Source organism: Streptomyces sp. NPDC107765, assembly GCF_055657085.1.
The window spans coordinates 268,348-289,836 of sequence record NZ_JBVKBL010000010.1 but is presented as its reverse complement, the minus strand read 5'-3'; the positions used below and the strand labels follow the sequence as shown (position 1 = coordinate 289,836).

The 21,489-nt window shown below is 73.6% G+C and carries 11 protein-coding genes; 6 read left to right on the top strand and 5 right to left on the bottom strand.

Going from position 1 to position 21,489, the window contains the following annotated elements; genetic code table 11:
- The first annotated feature begins 184 nt into the window (after positions 1 to 184).
- The 3 genes from ACZ7MX_RS24855 to ACZ7MX_RS24845 all read left to right on the top strand — a co-directional run bounded on the left by ACZ7MX_RS24855 (position 185) and on the right by ACZ7MX_RS24845 (position 4,242).
- Positions 185 to 1,255 (top strand): GNAT family N-acetyltransferase, encoded by a 1,071-nt coding sequence (locus ACZ7MX_RS24855; protein ID WP_472135433.1) that lies wholly within the window; start codon positions 185 to 187, stop codon positions 1,253 to 1,255.
- Positions 1,256 to 1,380: 125 nt separating this feature from the next.
- On the top strand, positions 1,381 to 2,322 hold the full coding sequence (locus tag ACZ7MX_RS24850; protein WP_472135480.1) for a sugar phosphate isomerase/epimerase family protein: 942 nt from the start codon (positions 1,381 to 1,383) through the stop codon (positions 2,320 to 2,322).
- Positions 2,323 to 2,415: 93 nt separating this feature from the next.
- Positions 2,416 to 4,242 carry a glycoside hydrolase family 3 protein gene (locus tag ACZ7MX_RS24845; RefSeq protein ID WP_472135432.1) on the top strand — a complete coding sequence of 609 codons (1,827 nt, stop codon included), beginning with the start codon at positions 2,416 to 2,418 and terminating at the stop codon, positions 4,240 to 4,242.
- An 84-nt stretch (positions 4,243 to 4,326) separates the two neighbouring features.
- Here ACZ7MX_RS24845 and ACZ7MX_RS24840 read toward each other — a convergent pair whose 3' ends face one another.
- From ACZ7MX_RS24840 to ACZ7MX_RS24830, 3 genes are all read right to left on the bottom strand, one after another.
- Complete coding sequence (locus ACZ7MX_RS24840; protein WP_472135431.1) at positions 4,327 to 5,748, bottom strand: S28 family serine protease; 1,422 nt, start codon at positions 5,746 to 5,748, stop codon at positions 4,327 to 4,329.
- 196 nt (positions 5,749 to 5,944) lie between these two features.
- Positions 5,945 to 9,817 (bottom strand): ABC transporter ATP-binding protein, encoded by a 3,873-nt coding sequence (locus tag ACZ7MX_RS24835; protein ID WP_472135430.1) that lies wholly within the window; start codon positions 9,815 to 9,817, stop codon positions 5,945 to 5,947.
- A gap of 179 nt (positions 9,818 to 9,996) precedes the next feature.
- Entirely contained in the window at positions 9,997 to 12,840 is a 2,844-nt protein-coding gene (locus tag ACZ7MX_RS24830) for a discoidin domain-containing protein (RefSeq protein WP_472135429.1), read from the bottom strand.
- Between the two features lie 242 nt (positions 12,841 to 13,082).
- Between ACZ7MX_RS24830 and ACZ7MX_RS24825 the strand changes: the two genes are divergently transcribed.
- The gene (locus ACZ7MX_RS24825; protein ID WP_472135428.1) at positions 13,083 to 13,904 is read left to right on the top strand and encodes an ATP-binding cassette domain-containing protein; all 822 of its coding nucleotides are present in this window, start codon (positions 13,083 to 13,085) and stop codon (positions 13,902 to 13,904) included.
- Positions 13,876 to 16,035 carry a YhgE/Pip family protein gene (locus ACZ7MX_RS24820; RefSeq protein WP_472135427.1) on the top strand — a complete coding sequence of 720 codons (2,160 nt, stop codon included), beginning with the start codon at positions 13,876 to 13,878 and terminating at the stop codon, positions 16,033 to 16,035. The genes ACZ7MX_RS24825 and ACZ7MX_RS24820 overlap by 29 nt, the downstream gene beginning before the upstream one ends.
- Positions 16,036 to 16,113: 78 nt before the next feature.
- Here the strand turns inward: ACZ7MX_RS24820 and ACZ7MX_RS24815 are convergent, their stop codons facing one another.
- Positions 16,114 to 17,802 (bottom strand): thiamine pyrophosphate-binding protein, encoded by a 1,689-nt coding sequence (locus ACZ7MX_RS24815; RefSeq protein WP_472135426.1) that lies wholly within the window; start codon positions 17,800 to 17,802, stop codon positions 16,114 to 16,116.
- Positions 17,803 to 17,891: 89 nt separating this feature from the next.
- A complete protein-coding gene (locus tag ACZ7MX_RS24810) occupies positions 17,892 to 19,325 on the bottom strand; it encodes a sodium:solute symporter family protein (protein WP_472135425.1) in 1,434 nt (477 codons plus the stop codon).
- Between the two features lie 271 nt (positions 19,326 to 19,596).
- Here ACZ7MX_RS24810 and ACZ7MX_RS24805 point away from each other — a divergent pair, with 271 nt between their 5' ends.
- A complete protein-coding gene (locus ACZ7MX_RS24805; protein ID WP_472135424.1) occupies positions 19,597 to 21,405 on the top strand; it encodes a helix-turn-helix domain-containing protein in 1,809 nt (602 codons plus the stop codon).
- Positions 21,406 to 21,489: the final 84 nt, after the last annotated feature.

Genomic DNA, 21,489 nt, shown 5'->3' with positions numbered 1-21,489 from the left:
GGCGTGGTGCGGCGGGAACGGAGGTGGAGCAAGCGCGTTCCATGGTGGCATCGGGCCGGGCGGCTGGTGACGGGGTGTGAGGAGCGGCCGCCGGGCGGGCCGGTGGCGTTGCCGGCGCAGGGGTGGTGTGCGGATCGGCCTCGGTTCGTTACCCTTGACTGAGTCAACGGTGAGGTGGTCGACGATGACAACCGAAGCACCCTCCGACGCCCGGTCCGGCAGCACGCCGGGGGGCTCCGCCGCGACGTCCGATCCCGCCGCCGACGTCCGTGAGCTGCGCAGGTTCAACCGCTTCTACACCAACCTGATCGGCGCGCTCGACTACGGCCGGCACCTCTACACCCCGTTCACCCTCACCGAGGCGCGGGTGCTCTACGAACTCGCCCACCAGGAGCGGGTGGACGCGGCGGATCTGCGCGCCTCGCTGTCCCTGGACGCCGGGTATCTCAGCCGGCTGCTCGGCAAGTTCGAGGACCGGGAGCTGATCAGCCGCGGCAGGTCCGAGCAGGACCCGCGCCGCCAGCGGATCACGCTCACCGGGGACGGCCGGGAGGCGGCCGGGCTGCTGGAGGAGCGCTCCCAGGAGGCCGCGGGCTCACTGCTCCGGCACCTTCCGGCGGCGGACCGGGCCCGCCTGGCGGACGCGATGCGGACCATCCGCGCCCTGCTCGGCGACGACCCGGCGGCCACCGGCGAGGCGCCTCCGGCCGCCTCCCCCACGGTCACCCTGCGCACCGCCCGCCCCGGTGACCTCGGCTGGATGGTCGAGCGGAACGCCGCGCTCTACGCCGCCGAGTACGGCTTCGACCTGAGCTACGAGGCGCTGGTCGCCCGGATCGTCGCGGAGTACGCCGAGGCGTTCGACCCGCGGTGGGACCGCACCTGGATAGCGGAGGTGGACAGGACGGGGGTCTCCCCTGGCGCGGAGACCGCCGGCGCTCCTGGAGGGAGGGCCGGTGCGGTGATGTGCGTACGGGACGGCCGGCCGGGCGTGGCCCGGTTGCGGCTGCTGCTGGTGGAGCCGTCCGCGCGGGGCCTTGGCCTCGGGCGGCAACTCGTCGACGCGTGTGTCGATTTCGCGCGGGAGGCCGGGTACGAGGAGATGGTGCTGTGGACGAATTCCGTCCTCGGCGCGGCCCGCCGGATCTACCGGCGGGCCGGCTTCGAGCTGGTCGCGGAGACGCCGCACCACAGCTTCGGGCAGGACCTGGTCGGCCAGGACTGGCGGCTGTCGCTGCGCGGGGCGGGCACGTAGGAGCGACCACCAAGGAGAGGAGCGCGGGCATGACCGGAACGGACGGCACACAGGGCACGGGCGACGACGGCGGTCCGGGCGGCGGCACCCCGGCCGGCGCTCCGGGCCGGGCGGCGGCGCCGCCCTTGCGCCTGGCGTTCTCCACGCTGGGGGTGCCGGGCATGCCGGTCGCCGACGTGGTGCGGCTGGCCGCCGGGGCCGGCTATCAGGGGGTGGAGCTGCGGGCCCATCCGGAGGAGCCGGTGCATCCGCTGATCGGGGCGCGGGAGCGGGCCGCGGTGCGCGCGGAGTTCGCGGCGGCCGGGGTGGAGATCCTGGCCGTCGCCGGGTACGCCCGGGTCGCCGCCGAGCGGGACCCGGCGGGCGAGGAGGAGCTGGCGCACGAACTGTCCGAGCTGGTGCTGCTCGCCGCGGATCTGGGCGCGCCGTATGTGCGGGTGTTCCCCGGCGGCGGGGAGCGGCCGGCGGACGCGGCGGACGCGGATGCCGCCCGGCGGCTCGCCGCGGTGGCCCCGCTCGCGGCCGAGCGGGGCGTCCGGGTGCTGCTGGAGACCCATGACTCGCACGGCACGGGCGCGGCCGCCGCGCGGGTGCTGGGACTGGTCGGGCACCGCAGCGTCGGCGCGCTGTGGGACGTGCTGCACACCTGGCGCGGTGGTGAGCGGCCCGTCGACACCCGGGCGGCACTCGCTCCGTATCTGGGCTATGTGCAGGTCAAGGACGTGGTGTCGGCGGCGGATCCGCGTCCGGTGCCGCTCGGTGCGGGGGCCCTGCCGCTGGCGTCCGCGCTGGCCGCGCTCGGGCCGGAGCCGGCGGCGGCGCACGGTCCGGTGCCCGCGCCGGAGGGCGGTTTCGGCCTGGGCGCGGGCGGCTGGCTGTGCTGGGAGTACGAGAAGCGCTGGTTCCCGGAGGCGCCCGAGCTGCCCGGGTTGCTGGTCGCGGGCCGGGACCACCTGCGGCGGCTGCTCGACGGGGTGGCGGCGGGCGGCGCCGGGTCTCCCGCGGTCCCTCCCACACCCCCGGCCGGCGTGCAAGAGGAGGGCGGCACCCCCGACCGGAGTGATTGACCGACAATAGTTTTCCGGCTATCCGTGTCTCCTTGGAAGTTTCCTTCAACGAGTCCTGTACGAGGTCGAGGAAGCCCTCCGGAAGGAGCGCGGATGCACTCCAGACGTACCGTTCTGACCACCGCGGCCGGTGCCGTCGCCGCCTGTGCGGCGGGTACCGGGCCCGCCGTGGCGGCGCCCGTCACCGGCCGCCGGCCCGCCCCCGATGCCGCCGCCCGGGACCGGCTGCGCCGCCTGATCGCCCGAATGACTCCGGAGGAGAAGGTCGGCCAGCTCTTCGTGATGCGGGTCTACGGCCACTCGGCGACCGACCCCGACCCGGCCGACGCGGCCGCCAACCAGAAGGAGATCGGGGTCGCCAACGCGGCGGAGCTGATCGCGAAGTACCACGTCGGCGGCATCATCTACTTCGGCTGGGCGCACAACACCCGTGAGCCGCACCAGATCGCCGAGCTGTCCAACGGCATCCAGAAGGCCGCGGCCGCCCAGCGCGTGCCCGTACCGGTGCTGATCTCCACGGACCAGGAGCACGGCATAGTGGCCCGGGTCGGCGCGCCCGCGACACTGTTCCCCGGTGCGATGGCCCTCGGCGCCGGCGGCTCCCGCGACGACGCCCGCACGGCGGGCCGGATCGCCGGGCAGGAGCTGGCCGCGATGGGCATCCGGCAGGACTACGCGCCGGACGCGGACGTGAACGTCAACCCGGCCAACCCGGTCATCGGGGTGCGGTCCTTCGGCGCCGATCCGCAGGCGGTGGCCCGTATGGTCGGCGGGCAGGTGAGGGGCTATCAGGACGGCGGGGTGGCCGCCTGCGCCAAGCACTTCCCCGGCCACGGCGACACCGACACCGACAGCCATGTGGGGCTGCCGTACATCCACCACACCGCCGAGGAGTGGGAGCGGCTGGACGCGCCGCCGTTCAAGGCCGCGATCGCCGCGGGGATCGATTCGATCATGACGGCGCACATCGTCGTGCCGGCGTTCGACGCGAGCGAGGACCCGGCGACGCTGTCCCGGCCGATCCTCACAGGTCTGCTGCGCGAACGCCTCGGCTACGACGGGGTGGTGGTAACGGACTCGCTGGGCATGGAGGGCGTACGGAAGAAGTACGGCGACGCCCGGGTGCCGGTCCTCGCACTGAAGGCCGGCGTGGACCAGCTGCTGAACCCGCCGGACCTCTCGCTGGCGCACCACGCCGTCCTGACGGCGCTCAAGGACGGGGAACTGTCCGAGCGCGACCTCGACGCGAAGCTGCTGCGCATCCTGCTGCTGAAGGAGCGGCGGGGGCTGTTCGACGACCCGTACACCAGCCGGGACGAGGTGGACCGGGTCGTCGGGACCCGGGGCCATCTGGCGGCCGCGGACCGGATCGCGGACCGTACGACGACGCTGCTGCGCAACGACGGCGGGGTGCTGCCGCTGTCCCGCCGGCGGGAGCGGCGGGTGCTGGTGGTGGGCGTCGACGCGGCCGCGCCGTCGGGCACCGGCGGCCCGCCCACCACGGTCCTGGCGCGGACCCTGGGCGAGCTGGGGTTCACGGCCACCGCGCAGTCCACGGGCCTGTCGCCGACGCCGCAGCAGATCGACGCGGCGGTGGCGGCGCTGGGCGAGCGGGACGCGGTGGTGGTGGCCACGTACAACGTGACCGCCGGCTCGCCGCAGCGGAAGCTGGTCGAGGCGCTGCTGGCCACCGGGAAGCCGGTGGTGCAGCTGGCGGTGCGCAATCCGTACGACATCGCGCAGCTGGGCGGCGTCAAGGCGGCGCTGGCGAGCTATTCGTGGACGGACGTGGAGCTGCGGGCGGCGGCCCGGGTGATCGCCGGGCGGCGGGATCCGGTGGGCCGGCTGCCGGTGGCGATAATGCGCGCCGACGTCCCGGACAAGGCGCTGTACCAGATCGGGCACGGCCTGTCGTACTGAGCCGGTGCGGGCGCGGCGCGCTCCCCGTGGTCGCGGGGAGCGCGCCGGCCCGTCGGCACGTCAGCCGGTGAGCCGGTCCGCCCGTCAGGGGCGGAGGATCGGCATCCGGCGGTTCTCCTGCTTGTCCAGCTTCTTGTTGTCCGGGGCCAGCGGGGCGGGGGTGCTGCCCGCGGGTGCCGGGACACCGGCCCAGTCGAGGAGTTCGGCGGTGGCCTTGGTGCGGTCGGCGTCCTTCAGCTTGGCGATGTTGGAGCCGTGGTTGCCGCCGGGGACGGTGAAGACGTACGCGTCACGGGAGCCCTTGCCGACCTCGAAGTGCTCCGAACTCCACGGGTCGTACTCGCCGTTGACGAACATCATCCGCCGGGCGTGGTGGCGCACCCAGCGGTCGATGTCGGGCATCGCGCGCTTGTCGAAGCGCATCGGGATGTCCTTCGGCACGAAGGTGCGGGAGTTGTTGATGCCCGGGTACTTCAGCAGGCCGGCCAGGTTCGGGTAGCCGTAGCCGGGCTCGCCGAGCTGGGTGCCCGCCTGGTAGTAGTACGGCAGGTAGGGCTCCATGCCCTGGTCGGTGTAGCTGTCGAAGCCGCCGACCTTGTCCATCCACTTCCACAGCTCGTCCGTGGAGGCGGTGGGCTTGGGGATCTCGGCGCAGGCGGTCTCGGCGGGCTGGTACTGCCAGAACCCGAACACCAGGTCCGTGACCATGACTTCGTAGGACCGGTCGGCGCTGCCGGTGTTCTTGAAGGTCTGCTTCTCCTTGTCGGCCCAGTCCTGGAAGCGCTTGACCATCTCCCCGCGGCGCAGCAGGGCCTCGCGTTCGACGGCCGCGAGGTCGGCGCGGCACTGTGCGGTGCCGACGTGCTGGAAGAACCGGTCGTAGGCGGAGTCCTCGTCGTTGTTCACGTCGTTGGGCGCGACGTAGGCGACGGTGCCGTTCATGTCGTGCGGGAAGAAGCGGCGGTAGTAGGTGGCGGTCATGCCGCCCTTGCTGCCGCCGGTGTCAATCCAGTTCTTGCCGTAGATGCGGTGCAGCGCCCGGAAGATGCGGTGCTGGTCGGTGGCGGCCTGCCGGATGTCGAGCTTCTTCCAGTCGGTGGGCGTGGGCCGCGACGGGGTGAAGTACCGGTATTCCAGGGAGACCTGGTTGCCGTCGATGATCTTGGTGGGTTCGCTGCGGGACGGTGTGGTGCTGACGTTGTAGCCGGAGGTGAAGAACACCGTCGGGCGGTCCACGGACTTGTGCAGCACGGTCAGCCGCTGCTGGAAGGTCCCCTTGGACGGGTGCTCGTGGTCGATCGGCTGGGTGTAGTTCAGGACGAAGTACCGGTAGCCGTCGACCGGCTTCTCCTCGACGAGGCTCATGCCCGGTATGGCGAGGATCCGGTCCTTGATGTCCTTGGTCGTCGGCTCGGCGGCGGTGGCCGCTCCCGCCTGGGCGCTGCCGGCTGTGGCCGTGCCTATGAGCACGGCGAGCGACAGCAGCCATCTGGTGGCCTTGCGCATGCACCCTCCCCTTGGGATTGCAAAGGTCGGGCTGAACCTATCTGCGCACCGGGGGCACCACCAGCCCCCGGGGGCCGTCCGGGGACCGGCGGCCGGGCGACGGAGGCTCGGGGTGCGGGGGCCGGCGGCCGGGCCAGGGGGCGCAGGGGTTACGGCGGCCGGGCCGCGTCGGGGCCGGCCGCCGCGTCGGGAGCCTTCAGGCCACCAGCTCCTCCTCGCCCTCGCCGGTGAACGTGCGCCACAGCTCGGCGTAGCGGCCGTCACGGGCGAGGAGTTGGTCGTGGCTGCCGTCCTCGACGATCCGGCCGCGGTCGAGGACCACGACCCGGTCGGCGCGGGCGGCGGTGGTCAGGCGGTGCGCCACGACCAGGGTGGTGCGGCGGCCGACGAGGCGGTCGGTGGCCTGGTTGACGACGGCCTCGGTGGCGAGGTCGAGGGCGGCGGTGGCCTCGTCGAGCAACAGCACGTCCGGGTCTACGAGTTCGGCGCGGGCCAGCGCGAGCAGCTGGCGCTGGCCGGCGGAGAGGTTGCGGCCGCGTTCGGCAACCTCGTGGAGGTAGCCGCCCTCCAGGGTGGCGATCATGGCGTGCGCCCCGACGGCGCGGGCGGCGGCCTCGACCTCGGCGTCGGTGGCGTCGGGGCGGCCGTAGGCGATGGCGTCGCGGACCGTGCCGGCGAAGAGGTAGGGCTCCTGGGGGACGACGCCGAGGCGGCGGCGGTAGCCGGTCAGGTCCAGCTCGCGCAGGTCGGTGCCGTCGACGCGGACCGCGCCCGAGGTCGGGTCGTAGAACCGCGCGACCAGCTTGACCAGGGTGGACTTGCCGGCGCCGGTCTCGCCGACGAAGGCCACGGTCTGGCCCGCGGGGACGGTGAGGCTGACCCCGGCCAGCGCGGGGGTGTCCCCCGTGCCGTACCGGAAGTGGACGTCGTCGAAGGTGAGCTCGCCGCGCAGCGCGGGCACCTCCCGGGGGCGTTCGGCGGCGGGGGTGGAGGTCGGCTCGCGCAGCAGCTCCTGGATGCGGCCCAGCGAGACGGACGCCTGCTGGTAGCCGTCGAAGACCTGGGAGAGCTGCTGGACGGGGGCGAAGAACAGGTCGATGTAGAGCAGGTAGGCGACCAGTGCGCCGGCGGTGAGGGTGTTCGCACTCACCCGGTCGGCGCCGACGATCAGCACCAGCGCCGCCGCGACGGACGACAGCAGCTGCACGAACGGGAAGTAGATCGATATCAGGAACTGGCCGTGGACCCGGGCCCGGCGGTAGGCGTCGCTGCGGGCGGCGAACCGCTCGGCGCCGCTGTGCTCCCGGCGGAACGCCTGGACGATCCGCAGGCCGGCGACGCTCTCCTGGAGGTCGGCGTTGACGGTGCTGATCCGCTCGCGGGCGAGTTCGTACGCCTTGACGCTCTGCTTGCGGAAGAAGTACGTGCCGATGACCAGGGGCGGGAGGGTGGCGAAGACGACCAGGGCCAGCTGGAGGTCGATGGCCAGCAGGGCGATGAGTATGCCGAAGAAGGTCAGCATCGAGACCAGGGCGGTGACCAGCCCGGTCTGCAGGAATGTCGACAAGGCGTCAATATCGGTGGTCATCCTCGTCATGATCTTGCCGGTCAGCTCGCGCTCGTAGTAGTCGAGCCCGAGGCGCTGCAGCTGCGCGAAGATCTTCAGACGGAGGGAGTACAGCACCCGCTCGCCGGTGCGGCCGGTCATGCGGTTGCCGCCGAACTGGGCGGCCCACTGGGCGAGGACCACGACGAGGGCGAGCACCGCGGCCGTCCACACACCGGCCAGCACCCCGCGGCGGACGCCGTCGTCGATGCCCTGCCGGATCAGGACGGGCAGCAGCAGGCCGGCGACGGCGTCGACGGCGACCAGGGCCAGGGCGACGGCCAGCGGGGCGCCGAAACCGTGCAGCAGCCGGCGCAGGCCGTAGGAGCGCTCGGGGCGGACGGCCCGGTCCTCGTCGATGTCCGGGGTGTCGGTGGCCGGCGGGAGCGCGGCGACCTGGTCGAGCAGGGTGGGGGTGGCGGGGAGGCCGGCGGTCGCGGCGGCCATGCCGGGGCCGGTGGCGGCCGCCGCGCGGGGCGCCATCCCGGCCGCGCCGGCCTCGGCGTCCTGTTCGCGGCGGACCCACAGCTCGGGGGTGATCTCGGGGGTGAGGGTGTCGTCGGCCGGCCCGGCGGTCTCCGGCTCGGCGCCCTCCGGCACGTCGGTACCGGGTGCGTACGCGTACTCCAGCAGCCCGCTCGCGGCGAATTCGCCGTCGAAGGCGCCGGCCAGCTCGCCCGCCGGGTCCCGCTCGACGCCGCCCAGCTCCTCCGGGTCGGTCAGCAGCGCGCGGTAGAGCGGACATCGCTCCGCCAGCTCCTCCTGGGTGCCGACGTCGACCAGCCGCCCGCCGTCGAGGACGGCGACCCGGTCGGCGAGCGCCAGGGTGGAGGCGCGGTGCGCGATGAGCAGGGTGGTCCGGCCCGCCATGACGCCGCGCAGCGCCTCGTGGATCTCGTGCTCGACGCGGGCGTCGACGGCGGAGGTGGCGTCGTCGAGGACCAGCAGCCGCGGGTCGGTGAGGATCGCGCGGGCCAGGGCGATGCGCTGCCGCTGGCCGCCGGAGAGGGTCAGCCCCTGCTCGCCGACCTCGGTGTCGTAGCCGTCGGGGAGCTCGGAGATGAAGCCGTCGGCCTGGGCGGCGCGGGCCGCCGCGCGGATCTCGGCGTCGGTGGCGCCGGGGTGGCCGTAGGCGATGTTGTCGCGGATCGAGTCGGAGAACAGGAAGCTGTGCTCGGGGACCAGGCCGATGGCGGCGCGCAGCGAGGCGAGGGTGAGGTCGCGGACGTCGTGGCCGCCGACCAGGACACGGCCGGCGGAGACGTCGTAGAAGCGGGGCAGCAGCAGCGAGACGGTGGATTTGCCGCTGCCGGACGTGCCGACCACGGCGACCGTCTCGCCGGGCTCGATGCGCAGGGAGAATCCGTCGAGGACCGGGCGGGCGCCGTCGCCCGTGCCGTAGCCGAAGGTCACCTCGTCGAACTCGACGGTGGCGGGGGCGTCGGCGGGCAGCTCGTGGGCGTCCGGCCGTTCCGTCAGTGCCGGTTCGGTGTCGATCAGCTCGTAGACCCGCTCGATGCCGGCCCGGGCCTGCTGTCCGACGGTCAGCATCATCGCGAGCATCCGGACCGGCCCGACCAGCTGCGCGAGGTAGGTGGAGAAGGCGACGAAGGTGCCGAGGGTGACCTGGCCGCGGGTGGCCATCCAGCCGCCGAGGGCCAGCATCGCGACCTGGCCGAGCGCGGGGACGGCCTGCAGGGCGGGGGTGTAGCGGGCGTTGAGGCGGACCGTGCGCAGCCGGCCGGCGAACAGCCGGCGGCCGGCCTCGCGGAGCTTGCCGGTCTCCTGCTCCTCCTGCCCGAAGCCCTTGACGACCCGGACGCCGGAGACCGCGCCGTCCACGACCCCGGCGACCTCGGCCGCCTGGCTTTGGGCGTACCAGGTGGCGGGGAAGAGCCGGGCGCGGCTGCGCTTGGCGATGAACCACAGGGCGGGCGCGACGGCCAGCGCGATGACCGTGAGCAGCGGGGAGAGCACCGCCATCACGACCAGGGAGATCACGAAGAGCAGGACGCTGCCGATCATCATCGGGAGCATGAACAGCAGGCTCTGGATCAGCTGGAGGTCGCTGGTGGCGCGGCCGACGACCTGGCCGGTGCTCAGCTCGTCCTGACGGCGGCCGTCGAGCCGGGATATCGCGCCGTACATACGGGTGCGCAGGTCGTGCTGGAGGTCCAGGGCGAGGCGTCCGCCGTAGAAGCGGCGGAGGTAGGTGAGGACGTAGACGACCACGGCGGCGGCGATCAGCAGGCTCGCCCAGGGGGCGAGGGCCCGCCGGTGGCTGACGATGACGTCGTCGATGATCAGCTTCGGCACGAGCGGGACCAGCGCCATCACCGCCATTCCGGCCAGCGAGGAGCCGAGGGCGAGCAGCACGTCCTTGCGGTACTGCCAGCAGTCCCTGGTCAGCCTCCGTGCCCAGCCGGCCTCCGCCGTCTGTGTATCCGTGCCCGTCCCCGCCACCCGATGCCTCCCGCGCCTCGACGTCTACCGCAAGGCACCAACACCGCCCGGTATGAATTTCATCCCGCTGCAACAAACCAGCGGTTGCGGGCCGGATCGTGCGCCGTGCGCGGCACGCCGTGCGCCGGCCGGCCCAGGGGGACCGGCCGGCGCGGGCCGTGCTCAACGGGGAGCCGTGATCAGTTCTGCCGCTGCACGGTCAGCTCCGAGATGCCCGGGTGCGGCCGGGGCTTCCCGTCGGCGGCCGGCGTGCGGTCGCCGTGCACCGTGACCCGGACGTACCGGACCGGGCCGTGGCCGGACGGGCCGGCCCCCGTCCAGTGCGTGCCGTCCCGCGACACCTGGACGAGGAAGGACTTCGGACGGGCCGAGGTCCAGTGCGGAGTGATCTTCCCGATCCGGGTGGCCCGGCCGAGGTCGACGGTGAGGGTGCCGTCCGCCGCGTTCGGCACCCAGCCCGTGGTGGCGTTGCCGTCCACCGCGCCGACCGCGTACATGCCGGGCTCCTCGGAGGTGGCGGTCGCCGGGGTGCAGCGGGCGGCGTTCGTGGTGGCGGCCAGGTCGGGCCGGCGGGTCTTGAGGACGGCCGGTACGCCGCGGCTGACGATCTGCTCGCCCTGGGGCGACTCGATCCGCATCGGCGCACCCGAGATCAGCCGCACGGTGGTCTGGTGCGCGCCGATGGCGATGTCGTAGGTCCGCCCCTGCCAGTGCAGCCCGCGCAGGGTGACGCCGTCGGCGAGCTGCGGCGGCAGCAGCGGGTCGAGGTACACCCGGTCCTCGCGCAGCCGCAGCCCGGTCAGACCGTTGGTGAAGGTCTGCAGGAAGCCGCCCTTGCCGGTGAGGAAGTCCTGTGCGGGCCGCCCGGCGTGCGGGTCGTCGGCGCCGGCCTTGTTGCCGCGCGCCTCGGAGAACTGCGCGAACGGGCCGCGCACGAACGGCTTGATGGAGCGGAGCAGGTAGGTGTACGTGGAGCAGCCGGCCTCGCCGATGCCCGCCGCGTCGATGGCGTGCACCGAGTCGGTCATGGCCGGGCCGTCCGGGTCGGTGTGCGCGGCGTAGAAGTCCAGCGTGCGGGCCGCCCGGGCCTGCGACATCGGCCATTCCAGCGGGTACATCAGCAGCACCGTGTCGGCCTGCTTGATGGTGGTGCCCTTGTACCCGGCGTACTGCTCGAAGACCTTCTTCTTCGCGTCGTAGGGGATGCGCAGCTTGTCGGCGATGGCGTTCCAGGAGGCCGGTGCCTTCTCCCCGAGGACGGCGGCGATCCGGGTGGCGTGGCGCAGGGCGGTGGCGGCGCCGGCGTTGGTGAAGACACCGTCGTTGACGCCGTTGCTGTACTCGTCGGGCCCGGCGACGTTCTTGATCGAGTAGCTGCCGTCGGCGTTGCGGGTGGCCCGGGAGGCCCAGAACTGGGCGATGCCCTTCAGGACCGGCCAGCCGCGCGACCGCAGCCAGGCGGTGTCCTTGGTGGCGAGGTAGTACTGCCAGGTGGCCAGGGAGATGTCGCCCATCAGGTGGTTCTGGGTCTTGCAGTGCGGCGGGTCCCAGCTGTGGCACTCGTTCCACAGGTCGCCCTTGCTGCCGCTGGTCCAGGCGTAGAACAGCCCCTTGTAGCCGAGCTTGCGGGCGTTCTCGCGGGCGCCGGCGCGGGTCTTGTAGCGGTAGTCGACGATCGACCTGGCGAGGTCGGGGTGGGTGGCGAGCAGGCCCGGGTACATCCAGGTCTCGGCGTCCCAGAAGATCTCACCGGCGTAGTTGTCGCTGGTCAGGCCGGTGGGACCGATGCTGTTGCGGCTGCCTGCGCGGACGCTGGACAGCAGGCCGTACTGCGCCGAGCGGACCCAGGTCTGCAGGTCGCGCTGCCCCTTGACCTCGATGTCGCTGCGCCACAGCTGCCGCCAGGCGGCGGTGTGCCGGGCGAACAGCTCCTGCCAGCCGCGGCGGGCGGCCCGCCGGGAGGCGGCGTCGGCGTCGGCGCGCGGGTGGCGGGAGGTCAGCGCGGTGTCCACGCCGACGTACTTGGCGAGTTCGTAACTGCGGCCGCTGCGGACCGGGAAGGTCAGCTGCTGGCGGTTGCTGAGGGAGGCGGTCCGGCCGGACCGGGGGGCCGTGGGGGGTGCGGGGGCCCGGACGCCGGGGCCGGGGCGCAGGGTGGAGGCCACCGCGCCCTCGGTGCGGGTGCCGTCCGTGCGGAAGCCGACGTCCATGGTCCCGCCGGCGCCGTCCGCGGAGGCAGAAGGGGTGCCGGAGGCCGTCATCCGGCGGGCGCCGCGGCCGTCGAGGGCGTCGGTGACGGTGGCGGCGCCGCTCCAGTGGGGCGTCATGCGCAGCCGTACGGCACCGGTGTGCGCGTCGGTGCGGTCGGTGAGCACGTCGTAGACCAGGTCGGTGCGGCGGCCGTCGGCGGCCGTCCAGGTCAGCGAGGTGCGGACGAAGCCGCAGCGCAGCGAGAGGGACTGGCGGTAGTGCGAGATCCGGCCGGGTGCGGTGGCCGAGGAGAAGGTGTCGGGGTGGGTGCCGCCGGTGCCGACGTTCAGCGTGGTCCAGGTGGGGAGCGCGGCGATGGCCTGGCGGCCCTGGACGTTCTTGGGACCCTTGGCGTACAGCCCGGAGACGAAGGAGCCGTCGTAGGCGGGCGTCTTCAGGGGCCAGCCGGTCTGGCCGCCGGGGGCCGCGTAGCCGGTGCCGTTGGGCGGTACGCGCTGGCCGAGGTAGCCGTTGCCGACGAAGGCGTGGTAGCTGTCCGCCGGGTCGATCTTGTCGGAGATGGCGGTCCAGCCGTCGCCGTCGTGGCCGGTCAGGCAGGGCCCGTGCGGGCCCGGGGCCGGTTCCGGTGGCGGCCCCCCGGACGGGGCGGCGGCCGAGGCGGAGACCGGTGCGAGGACCGCGACCAGGGCGGCCGCGAGGAGCGGCGCGAGGGTCTTGCGGGAGCGGCGGGCGGGGCGGCCGCGGCGGCCGGGAGGCTGCCCGGCCGGGTCCCGGGAGGGCAGAGGGGTGGGGAGACGCGTCGAATCTTCCATGGTTCTCCGTCATCCATGAAGAGCCCGTGCCGCGGGTCCGCGCCACGGGCACCACGTGAACATCATCAGGCCCCCGCCATGTCGGCACCCTAAGCCGAGTCCCCCGTTCGGGTCACGGCCCCAAGGGCCCGAAGTACCGCGCGCGTTCGCCAAATCTCTCCGATTGGTCATCCGATTGGTCAAAAGGGCCCCAGGTACGGCACACTTTTAGACTGACCAGTCAGACCAAATGGGGAGGGGTTGTGAACACCACCCGCAAGGGGGCGGCGGTCCACGCCACGGGCATAGGAGTACGGGGCCCACGCGGTTGGGCCTTCCGGGGCGTCGACATCACCGCCGAGCCGGGCTCGCTGATCGCCGTCGAGGGCCCCTCGGGCTCCGGGCGCACCTGCCTGCTGCTCGCCCTGACCGGCCGGATGCGGATCTCCGAGGGCTCGGCCACGGTCGCCGGCTTCCCGCTGCCCAAGCGGATGGGTACGGTCCGCAGCCGTACCGCACTCGCCCACGTCCCGGGCGTCGCCGATCTGGAACCGGCGCTCACCGTCGGCGAACACCTCAAGGAACAGGCCCTGTTGGGCCGCCGTCTCACCAACTCCCCGGCACTGCCCTGGGGCAAGCGCCACAAGGAGGCCACCCGGGCCCGGATCGACGCCGCGCTGGCGGCCGCCGGGCTCGACCCCGACACCCTCCCCAAGGGCCTGCGGACCTGTGTCCGCGACCTGGAACGGCTGGAGGCGCTGCGGCTGTCGATCGCGCTCGCGGTCATGCAGGACCCGCATCTGCTCGCCGTCGACGACGTCGACCTCAAGCTGTCCCCGGCCGAACGCGACCTGGCCTGGCAACTGTTGCGGGACCTCGCGCTGGCCGGCATCACCGTGGTGGCGGCCGGCAGCGACGCCCCGGCGGACGCGCTGATCGTCCGCACCACGGCTGCGAACACCGCACGGCCCGCGGCCACCGCACGGCCCGCCGCCCCCGCCCCGGACCGGGACGGCCCGAAGACCACCCCCCACACCACCGAGGAGGAAGCGGCGCATGCGTTCGCCGAAGCTGGCCGCGCTTGAGCTCAGGCGTTTCGGCCGGGGCAAGCTGCCCCGGATCGGGCTGGTCACCCTGATGCTGATCCCCCTGCTCTACGGGGCGCTGTACCTCTGCTCCTTCTGGGACCCCTACGCCCGCCTGGACAAGATCCCGGTGGCGCTGGTCAACGACGACCGGGGCGCCACCGTCGGCGGCAAGAAGATCACCGCCGGCGACGAACTGGCGAAGAACGTCAAGGACAGCAAGACCTTCGACTGGGAGGAGGTCAGCTCCGAGGACGCCGCCAAGGGCGTCGAGGACGGCACGTACTACCTCTCCCTGACCGTCCCGGCGGACTTCAGCAAGCGGATCGCCTCCAGCTCCGGTGACGACCCGCAGACCGGCGCCCTCCGGGTCCGGACGAACGACGCCAACAACTACGTCGTCGGCTCGATCTCCAAGACCGTCTTCTCCGAGATCCGCGCGAAGACCTCGGCGTCCTCGTCGCGGGCCATGCTCGACAAGATCTTCGTGTCGTTCTCGGACCTGCACGACCAGACCGCCAAGGCCGCCGACGGCGCCGGGAAGGTCGACGACGGCGTCGGCACGGCCAAGGAGAAGACCGGCGAACTGGCCGATGGGCTGGGCAAGCTGGACTCGGGCTCCGGCCAGGTCAGCAAGGGTGCCGGCCAGGTCAGCAAGGGCGCCGGCCAGGTCAGCGACGGCACGACGAAGGCCGCTTCCAAGGCCCGGCAGCTCAGCCAGGGCGCCGGTCAGGTCGCGGACGGCACCCAGCAGCTCGCCGAGAAGGTGCAGGGCGTCGCCAAGAAGGACCTGCCCTACCTCAGGGCGCACGGCAAGGAGATCGGCGAGAAGGCGCAGACGGTCGCCGACCTCACCCAGCGGCTGGACGAGGACCTCAGCAAGCTTCCGGGGGACTCCGCCCGGGCCGCCGGCCAGGCGCGCAAGAACGCCGACGACGCGGCGGAGCTGTACCGCGAGCGCTGTGGCGTCGTCGCCACCGACCCCGCCTGCCCCAAGCTCAAGGCCATCGCGGCCGGCACCGCCGTCGCGGCCGACGCGGCGGAAAAGGTCAACGACACCATCGGCCGCACCGACTTCGGGCAGCTGCACACCAAGCTCCGTGATCTGCACCGGGTCGCCGTGTCCGTTGCCGCCCAGGCACCGGGCATCGCCGACCGCGCGGACGCCGCGATCGAGAAGATCAACGCACTCAACTCCGGCGCCCACAAGGTCTCCCAGGGCGCGGGGCTGCTCGCCGACGGCATCAACACCCTCGCCGACGGCGCCGGCAAGGTCGCCGACGGTGCCGGCAAGGTCGCCGACGGCGCCGGCAAGGTCCACAGCGGTCTCGGCACCGCCGCGGACGGCGCCGAGAAGCTCACCGGCGGTCTGTTCAAGCTCAAGGACGGCACCAACGAGCTGGCCGACGGGCTGCACAGCGGCGTCGGCAAGATCCCCGACTACGACAAGAAGGACCGCGACGCGCGTACCGAGGTCATGTCCGACCCGGTCGCACTGGCCGCCAAGTCGCTGCACAAGGCGCCCAATTACGGCACCGGTCTCGCGCCGTACTTCATCCCGCTGTCCCTCTGGGTCGGCGCGATGGTCGCGTTCATGCTGCTGCAGCCGCTGGGCAAGCGCGCCCTGGCCGCGGGCGCCCCCGGCTGGCGGATCGCGCTCGGCTCCTGGCTGCCGGCCTTCGCCATCGGCGTCGTCCAGGTGCTGGCCCTGATGGCCGTGCTCCACTGGGGCCTCGGTCTTCAGATGGCCCGCTCGGCCGCCACCATCGGCTTCCTGGTGCTGGCCACGGCCGCGTTCACCGCCATCATCCAGCTGCTGAGCGCCTTCTTCGGCCCGGCCGGCCGGGTGCTCACCCTGGTCGTGCTGATGCTCCAGCTGACCTCGGCGGGCGGCACCTACCCGGTGCAGACCAGCCCCGGCTTCTTCGCCGCCCTGCACCCGTTCCTGCCGATGAGCTACGTCGTCGACGGGCTGCGCCGGCTGATCACCGGCGGCGACCTCGCCGTCGTACAGCAGGGCAGCGTGGTCCTCGCGGCCTTCACCCTCGGGGCCCTGGCCCTCACCGCCCTCGCGGCGCGCAGCCGCCAGGTCGTACGGATGAAGGACCTGCACCCGGAGCTCAGCCTCTAGGAACCGGTCCTTCGATCCCCGGGTGCGGTGCCGGTCCTCCGGCACCGCACCCGCGCGTTCGGGCCGTGCGGCCCCGCGTCAGGCCGGCAGGTGCGTCGGCGCGAACATCCGCAGCCGGGCCGGCAGGACGACGACCGAGGGGCCCGGGGCGGCGAGCGCCGCGGCCAGGTCCGCACCCAGCCTCTCGGGGTCGGTACGGACCGCGGGGACCCCGAACGACTCGGCCAGGGCGACGAAGTCCGGGCGGGTCAGTTCAGTGCCGGTGGCCTCGCCGAAGGCGTCCGTCATGTACTCGCGCAGGATGCCGTAACCGCCGTCGTCGACGATCAGCCAGGTCACCGGCAGGCCGTACTGGCGCGCGGTGGCCAGCTCGGCGATCGAGTACATGGCGCCGCCGTCCCCCGACACCGCCAGGACCGGCCGCCCCGGATCGCTGACGGCCACCCCCAGCGCCGCCGGGAAGCCGTACCCCAGACCGCCGGCGCCCTGCGCGGAATGCAGCGCGTTGGTGCGCCGCGGATCGAAGGCGGACCAGGCCCAGTAGGCCAGGATCGTCATGTCCCAGCAGCTGACCGCCTCTTCGGGCAGCGCCTCCCGTACGGCGGCCAGCACCCGCTGCTCCAGGCCGAGGTCCTGGGCGGCGAGCCGGTCCCGCACCCGGGCGAGCACCCCGGCCACCGCGGCCTCCGGCGACCCGGCCGCCCCGGGCGCGGGCAGCCCGACGGCCTCCGCGCCGGCCGTCTCCGCCACCAAGGCGGCCAGCGCCTGCCGGGCGTCCGCGTGGATGCCCAGCGCGGCGTGGTTGGACTCCAGTTTGCCGACGTCCGCCTCGATCTGGACGAGCCGGCCGCGCGGTCGGAACGTGTGGTAGTTCGAGGAGAGTTCGCCCAGCCCCGACCCGACGACCAGCAGGGTGTCGGCGTCCTCCAGGAAGTCGGTGGTGTGCCGGTCCTCCAGCCAGGACCGCAGCGAGAGCGGGTGCTCCCACGGGAACGCGCCCTTACCGCCGAACGTCGTGGCCACCGGCGCCCGCAGCCGCTCGGCCAGCGCCAGGAGCTCCGCCTCGGCACCGGCCCGTACGACCCCGCCGCCGGCCAGGATCACCGGGCGGCGGGCCCCGGTCAGCCGCTCGGCGGCCGCACGGACCAGCTCCGGCCGCGGCGCGGGGACCCGCGGGGCCACGGCGAGCGCGCCCACCGGCGGCACGTCGACCGGCGCCAGCAGCACGTCCTGCGGGATCTCCAGCCAGACCGGGCCGTGCGGCGCACTCAGCGCCGACTCCCAGGCGGCGGCCACCGCCGACGGGATCTGCGAGGCGGTGCGGACGGTGTGGACCGACTTGACCACATCGCGGAACGCGGCGCTCTGATCGGTGAGTTCATGCAGATAGCCGTGCCGGCCGCCGCCGATCCCGGCCAGCGGGACCTGGCTGCCGATCGCCAGCACGGCGGCGGAACCGGCCGCCGCCTCCTGCAGCGCGGGCAGCGTCATCAGCGCCCCGGGCCCGGTGGAGACCAGCAGCGGCGCGACCCCGTGCGTCGCCCGTGCGTAGGCGTCGGCCGCGAAGCCCGCGTTGTTCTCCACCCGGAGCCCCACGTACCGCAGCGCGGACCGGCGCAGCGCGTCGAACACCCCGAGCGCGTGCTGGCCCGGCAGCCCGAAGACGGTCCGCGCACCGAGCGCGGCCAGCGACTCGACGACCAGGTCGCCGCCGGTGCGCGGGGGGCCCGCCGGCGAGGGGGCGGGTGCGGGTGTGGTGGTGCTCATCGGCGGGTGACTCTCCGTCTGTTCCGAGGGTGTCGTCTGGGGATGCGGGTTCGTCGTGGCTTCGTCTCGTCGTGTGGCGCGGTGTCCGGTCAAGCGTCGGACGGGCTTGCCTGCAGCCGTGCCCGCCACACCGCGAGCACCGCCGCGTCCGTCGGCCGGGTGGCCAGGCTGACCGCCACGTAGGCCGCGAGGGAGGCGAGCAGGCCGTAGTAGACGGGCTCGTTGGCGAGGATGCCGTAGCCCGCCATCAGGCCGATGACCGCGAGGCCGCCGACCGTCACCGAGGCCAGCGCGCCCTGCACCGTGCCGCGCTTCCACAGCAGCCCGCCGAGGATGGGGACCAGGAGCCCGCCGACGAGCAGGTTGTACGCCACCGTCAGGGCCTCGACGACGTCGTTCAGCGCGATGGCCGTGCCGATCACCGCGAGGCCCATGAGGAGGATGAAGACGCGGTTGCCCTTGACCTCGTCGTGCTCCTCACCGGCGGGCCGTACCGCCCCCCGCAACCGCGACCAGATGTCGTTGTTGGCCACGGTCGCGCAGGCGATCAGCGCGCCGGACGACGTCGACATCACGGCGGCCAGCGCGGCCGCGAGCACCAACCCCCGTACTCCGACCGGGAGTTCGTCCTTGACGATGGTCGCGAAGGCGTCGTCCGGGCTGCCCAGCTTCGGGTACAGCACCTTGGCCGCCGTACCGATGACGGCGCCGGCGAGGGCGTAGGCGAGGCAGTACGTACCCGCGACCGTGCCGCCCCACTTCGCCGTCCGGTCGCTGCGGGCCGTGAAGACGCGCTGCCAGATGTCCTGCCCGATGAGCATGCCGAACGTGTAGATCAGCACGTAGGTGAAGATCGTCTCGCCGCCGATGCCCAGCGGGTCGAAGTACGAGGTCGGAAGCTTGGCCTTCATCTCGGCGAAGCCGCCCGCCTTGACCACCGCGATGGGCAGGAGCAGGAGCAGCACGCCGATCGTCTTGACCACGAACTGCACCATGTCGGTGAGCGTGATCGACCACATGCCGCCGAGCGTCGAGTACGCGACGACGATCGAACCGCCGAGGATGATCGCGACGGTCCGGTTCAGGTCGAAGAGCACGTCGAAGATCGTGGCGTAGGCGATGGTCGAGGTGACCGCGAGCATCAGCGTGTACGCCCACATGACGACACCGGAGATCACGCCTGCCCGGCCGCCGTAGCGCAGGTCCAGCATCTCGGAGACGGTGTAGACCTTCAGGCGGGCGATCCGCGCGGAGAAGAAGACCGACAGGGCGAGCAGTCCGAGGCCGATGGTGAAGACCATCCAGGCACCGGAGAGGCCGTACTTGTAGCCGAGGCCGACGCCGCCGATGGTGGACGCGCCGCCGAGGACGATCGCGGCCATGGTGCCGGAGTACATCGCGGGCCCGAGGCGGCGCCCCGCGACCAGGAAGTCGCTCTTCGACTTGGCGCGGCGCATGCCCCACCAGCCCATGGCCAGCATTCCGGCCAGATAGAGCACGATCACCGCATAGTCGACAGCCATGGGCCATCCCTTCCAGCTGTGCCGAGGGGAGAGGGGTGTGGGGGTGCAGGGGGGTGTGGGGGCGTAGGGGGTGTGGGGTGAGGGAGCGGGGAGAGAGGCGGGCGCGCACGGGGGAGAGCGGCCCGCCTCACGAGAGCTCGTCCTCGATGACTCACCTCGAAGGCTCGTCGTCCCGCGGACTCGTCTCGGGGGTTGACCCTAGGAGGCGGCGCGGCGACGCTGAAGTGTACGTTTCCTCCACTCATCGGCCGCCCCTGTGGAGGGTCCGCACATGCCGCCTCCTGTTCCGTCTCCGTCGGCCCCGGCGCCGCAACCGCCGGCCACCCCGTCGGCGACCACCGCGCCGTCGACTCCTCCGGTCCCGCTGGCCGCGCTCCTCGCGCGGGCGGATCTCGGGCTGCGCCAGCTCGCGGGGCCGCGGGAGGGCGTCACTCTCCACTGGGTGCACACCTCCGAGATGGCCGACCCGGTGCCGTACCTCCTGGGCGGCGAGCTGCTGCTGACGGCGGGCGTGCACCTGGCGGAGGTGACCGCGGGGGCCGCGGGCGAGGACGCGGACGCGGCCCTGGCCGCGTACCTCGACGGGTACGCGGCCCGCACGGTCGCGGCCGGTGCCGCCGCGCTCGGCTTCGGGATCGCGCCGGTGCACGAGGCGGTGCCGCCCGCGCTGGTGGCGGCCTGTGACCGGCACGGCCTGCCGCTGGTGGAGGTGCCGGCCGGCACCCCGTTCACGGCCGTGGAGAGCGCCGTGTGGCAGGCCGTCACGGAGGCCCGCCACCGGGAGCTGACCCGGATCGGCGAGGCGCAGCGCGCGCTGGCCGCGGCCGCCGCCCGGCCGGATCCGGCGCGCGCCGTGCTGCGCGCGCTGGCCCGTCACGTCCACGGCTGGACGGCACTGCTCGGCCCGGACGGCACGGAACACGGTTCCGCCGGGGCCCGCCCCACCGACCGGGTACGGGCCGCGGCCGGACGGCTCGCCCAGGTCGTCGGGGGCGGCGCGGGCGGGAGCGGTGCGGTAGGGGGCGGCGTCCTCGGGGGCGGCGTCCTCGGGGGCGGCGAGGTTGCCGGGCCCTCGGGCGGGGTGCGGGCCGCGGCCGGCGGGCCGTCCTCCGCCACCGACACGCTGCCGGGGACCCAGCTGTCCGCGTACGCCCTGACGGGGCGCGGCGCCGGGCGGGAGGCGTGCGCGCTGGTGGTCGCCGCGGACCCGGACGATCCGCCCGCACACACCATCGCGGGCGTCGCCGCGGTGCTGCTGTCGCTGATCACCGGCCCGGCCGCGGCCCGCGGTGCGGCCGACACCGGGCACGGTGCCGCCCTGGCCCACCTGCTCCTGGGTGCCCGGCCGGCCGACGTCGGCCCGCTGCTCGGCGCTCCCCTCTGGACCGTGGTGCACGCCGAGCGCCGTGGAGGAACCGCCGCTCCGGAGGCGGACGCGGCCGCACTGGCCGCCGCGCTGGGCACCACACTCGTGGCGCCGGAACCGGCGCGGGAACCGGCGCGGGAACCGGCGCGGGAGCCGGCGTCGGCATCAGCGTCGGAGTCGGCGCCGGCCTCAGCACCGGAACCGGCGGAGTCGGCGTCGGCGTCGGCATCGGCATCGTCCGTGCGACGGCTCCGGGCCCTGGTCCCGGCCGACCGGGAGATCGGCGCACAGCCCGGCTGGACCCTCGGCGTCAGCGCCCCGGTACCGGTCGAAGAGCTGCCCGCCGCCGATCGGCACGCCGCCACCGCACTGCGCCGCGCCCTCGCCCACCGCTCCGCCCTCGTCCGCCGCCCCTCCCCCGACCGGCCCGGCCTCACCGCCCTCGTGGACCCCGACGACGCCCACCGGCACGCCCGGACCCTGCTCGCACCGCTCGCCGCCTCCCCCGCCCTCGTCACCACGCTGCACAGCTGGCTCTCCCTGCACGGCAGTTGGGACCGTACGGCGACCGCGCTAGGCATCCACCGCAACACCGTCCGCCAGCGCATCGCCCGTATCGCCACACTCCTCGACACCGACCTGGACGACACCGACGTCCGCATGGAGCTGTGGTTCGCCCTGCGCTGCCTCGACCGCGCCGGCCCGGAGGCTTGAGCGCCGGCCGACCGAGGCCGTCGGTGACAGCGTTGTGACAGTCAACTCCTTGAAGAAACAAGGGAGTCGAGGACTAAACTTTGC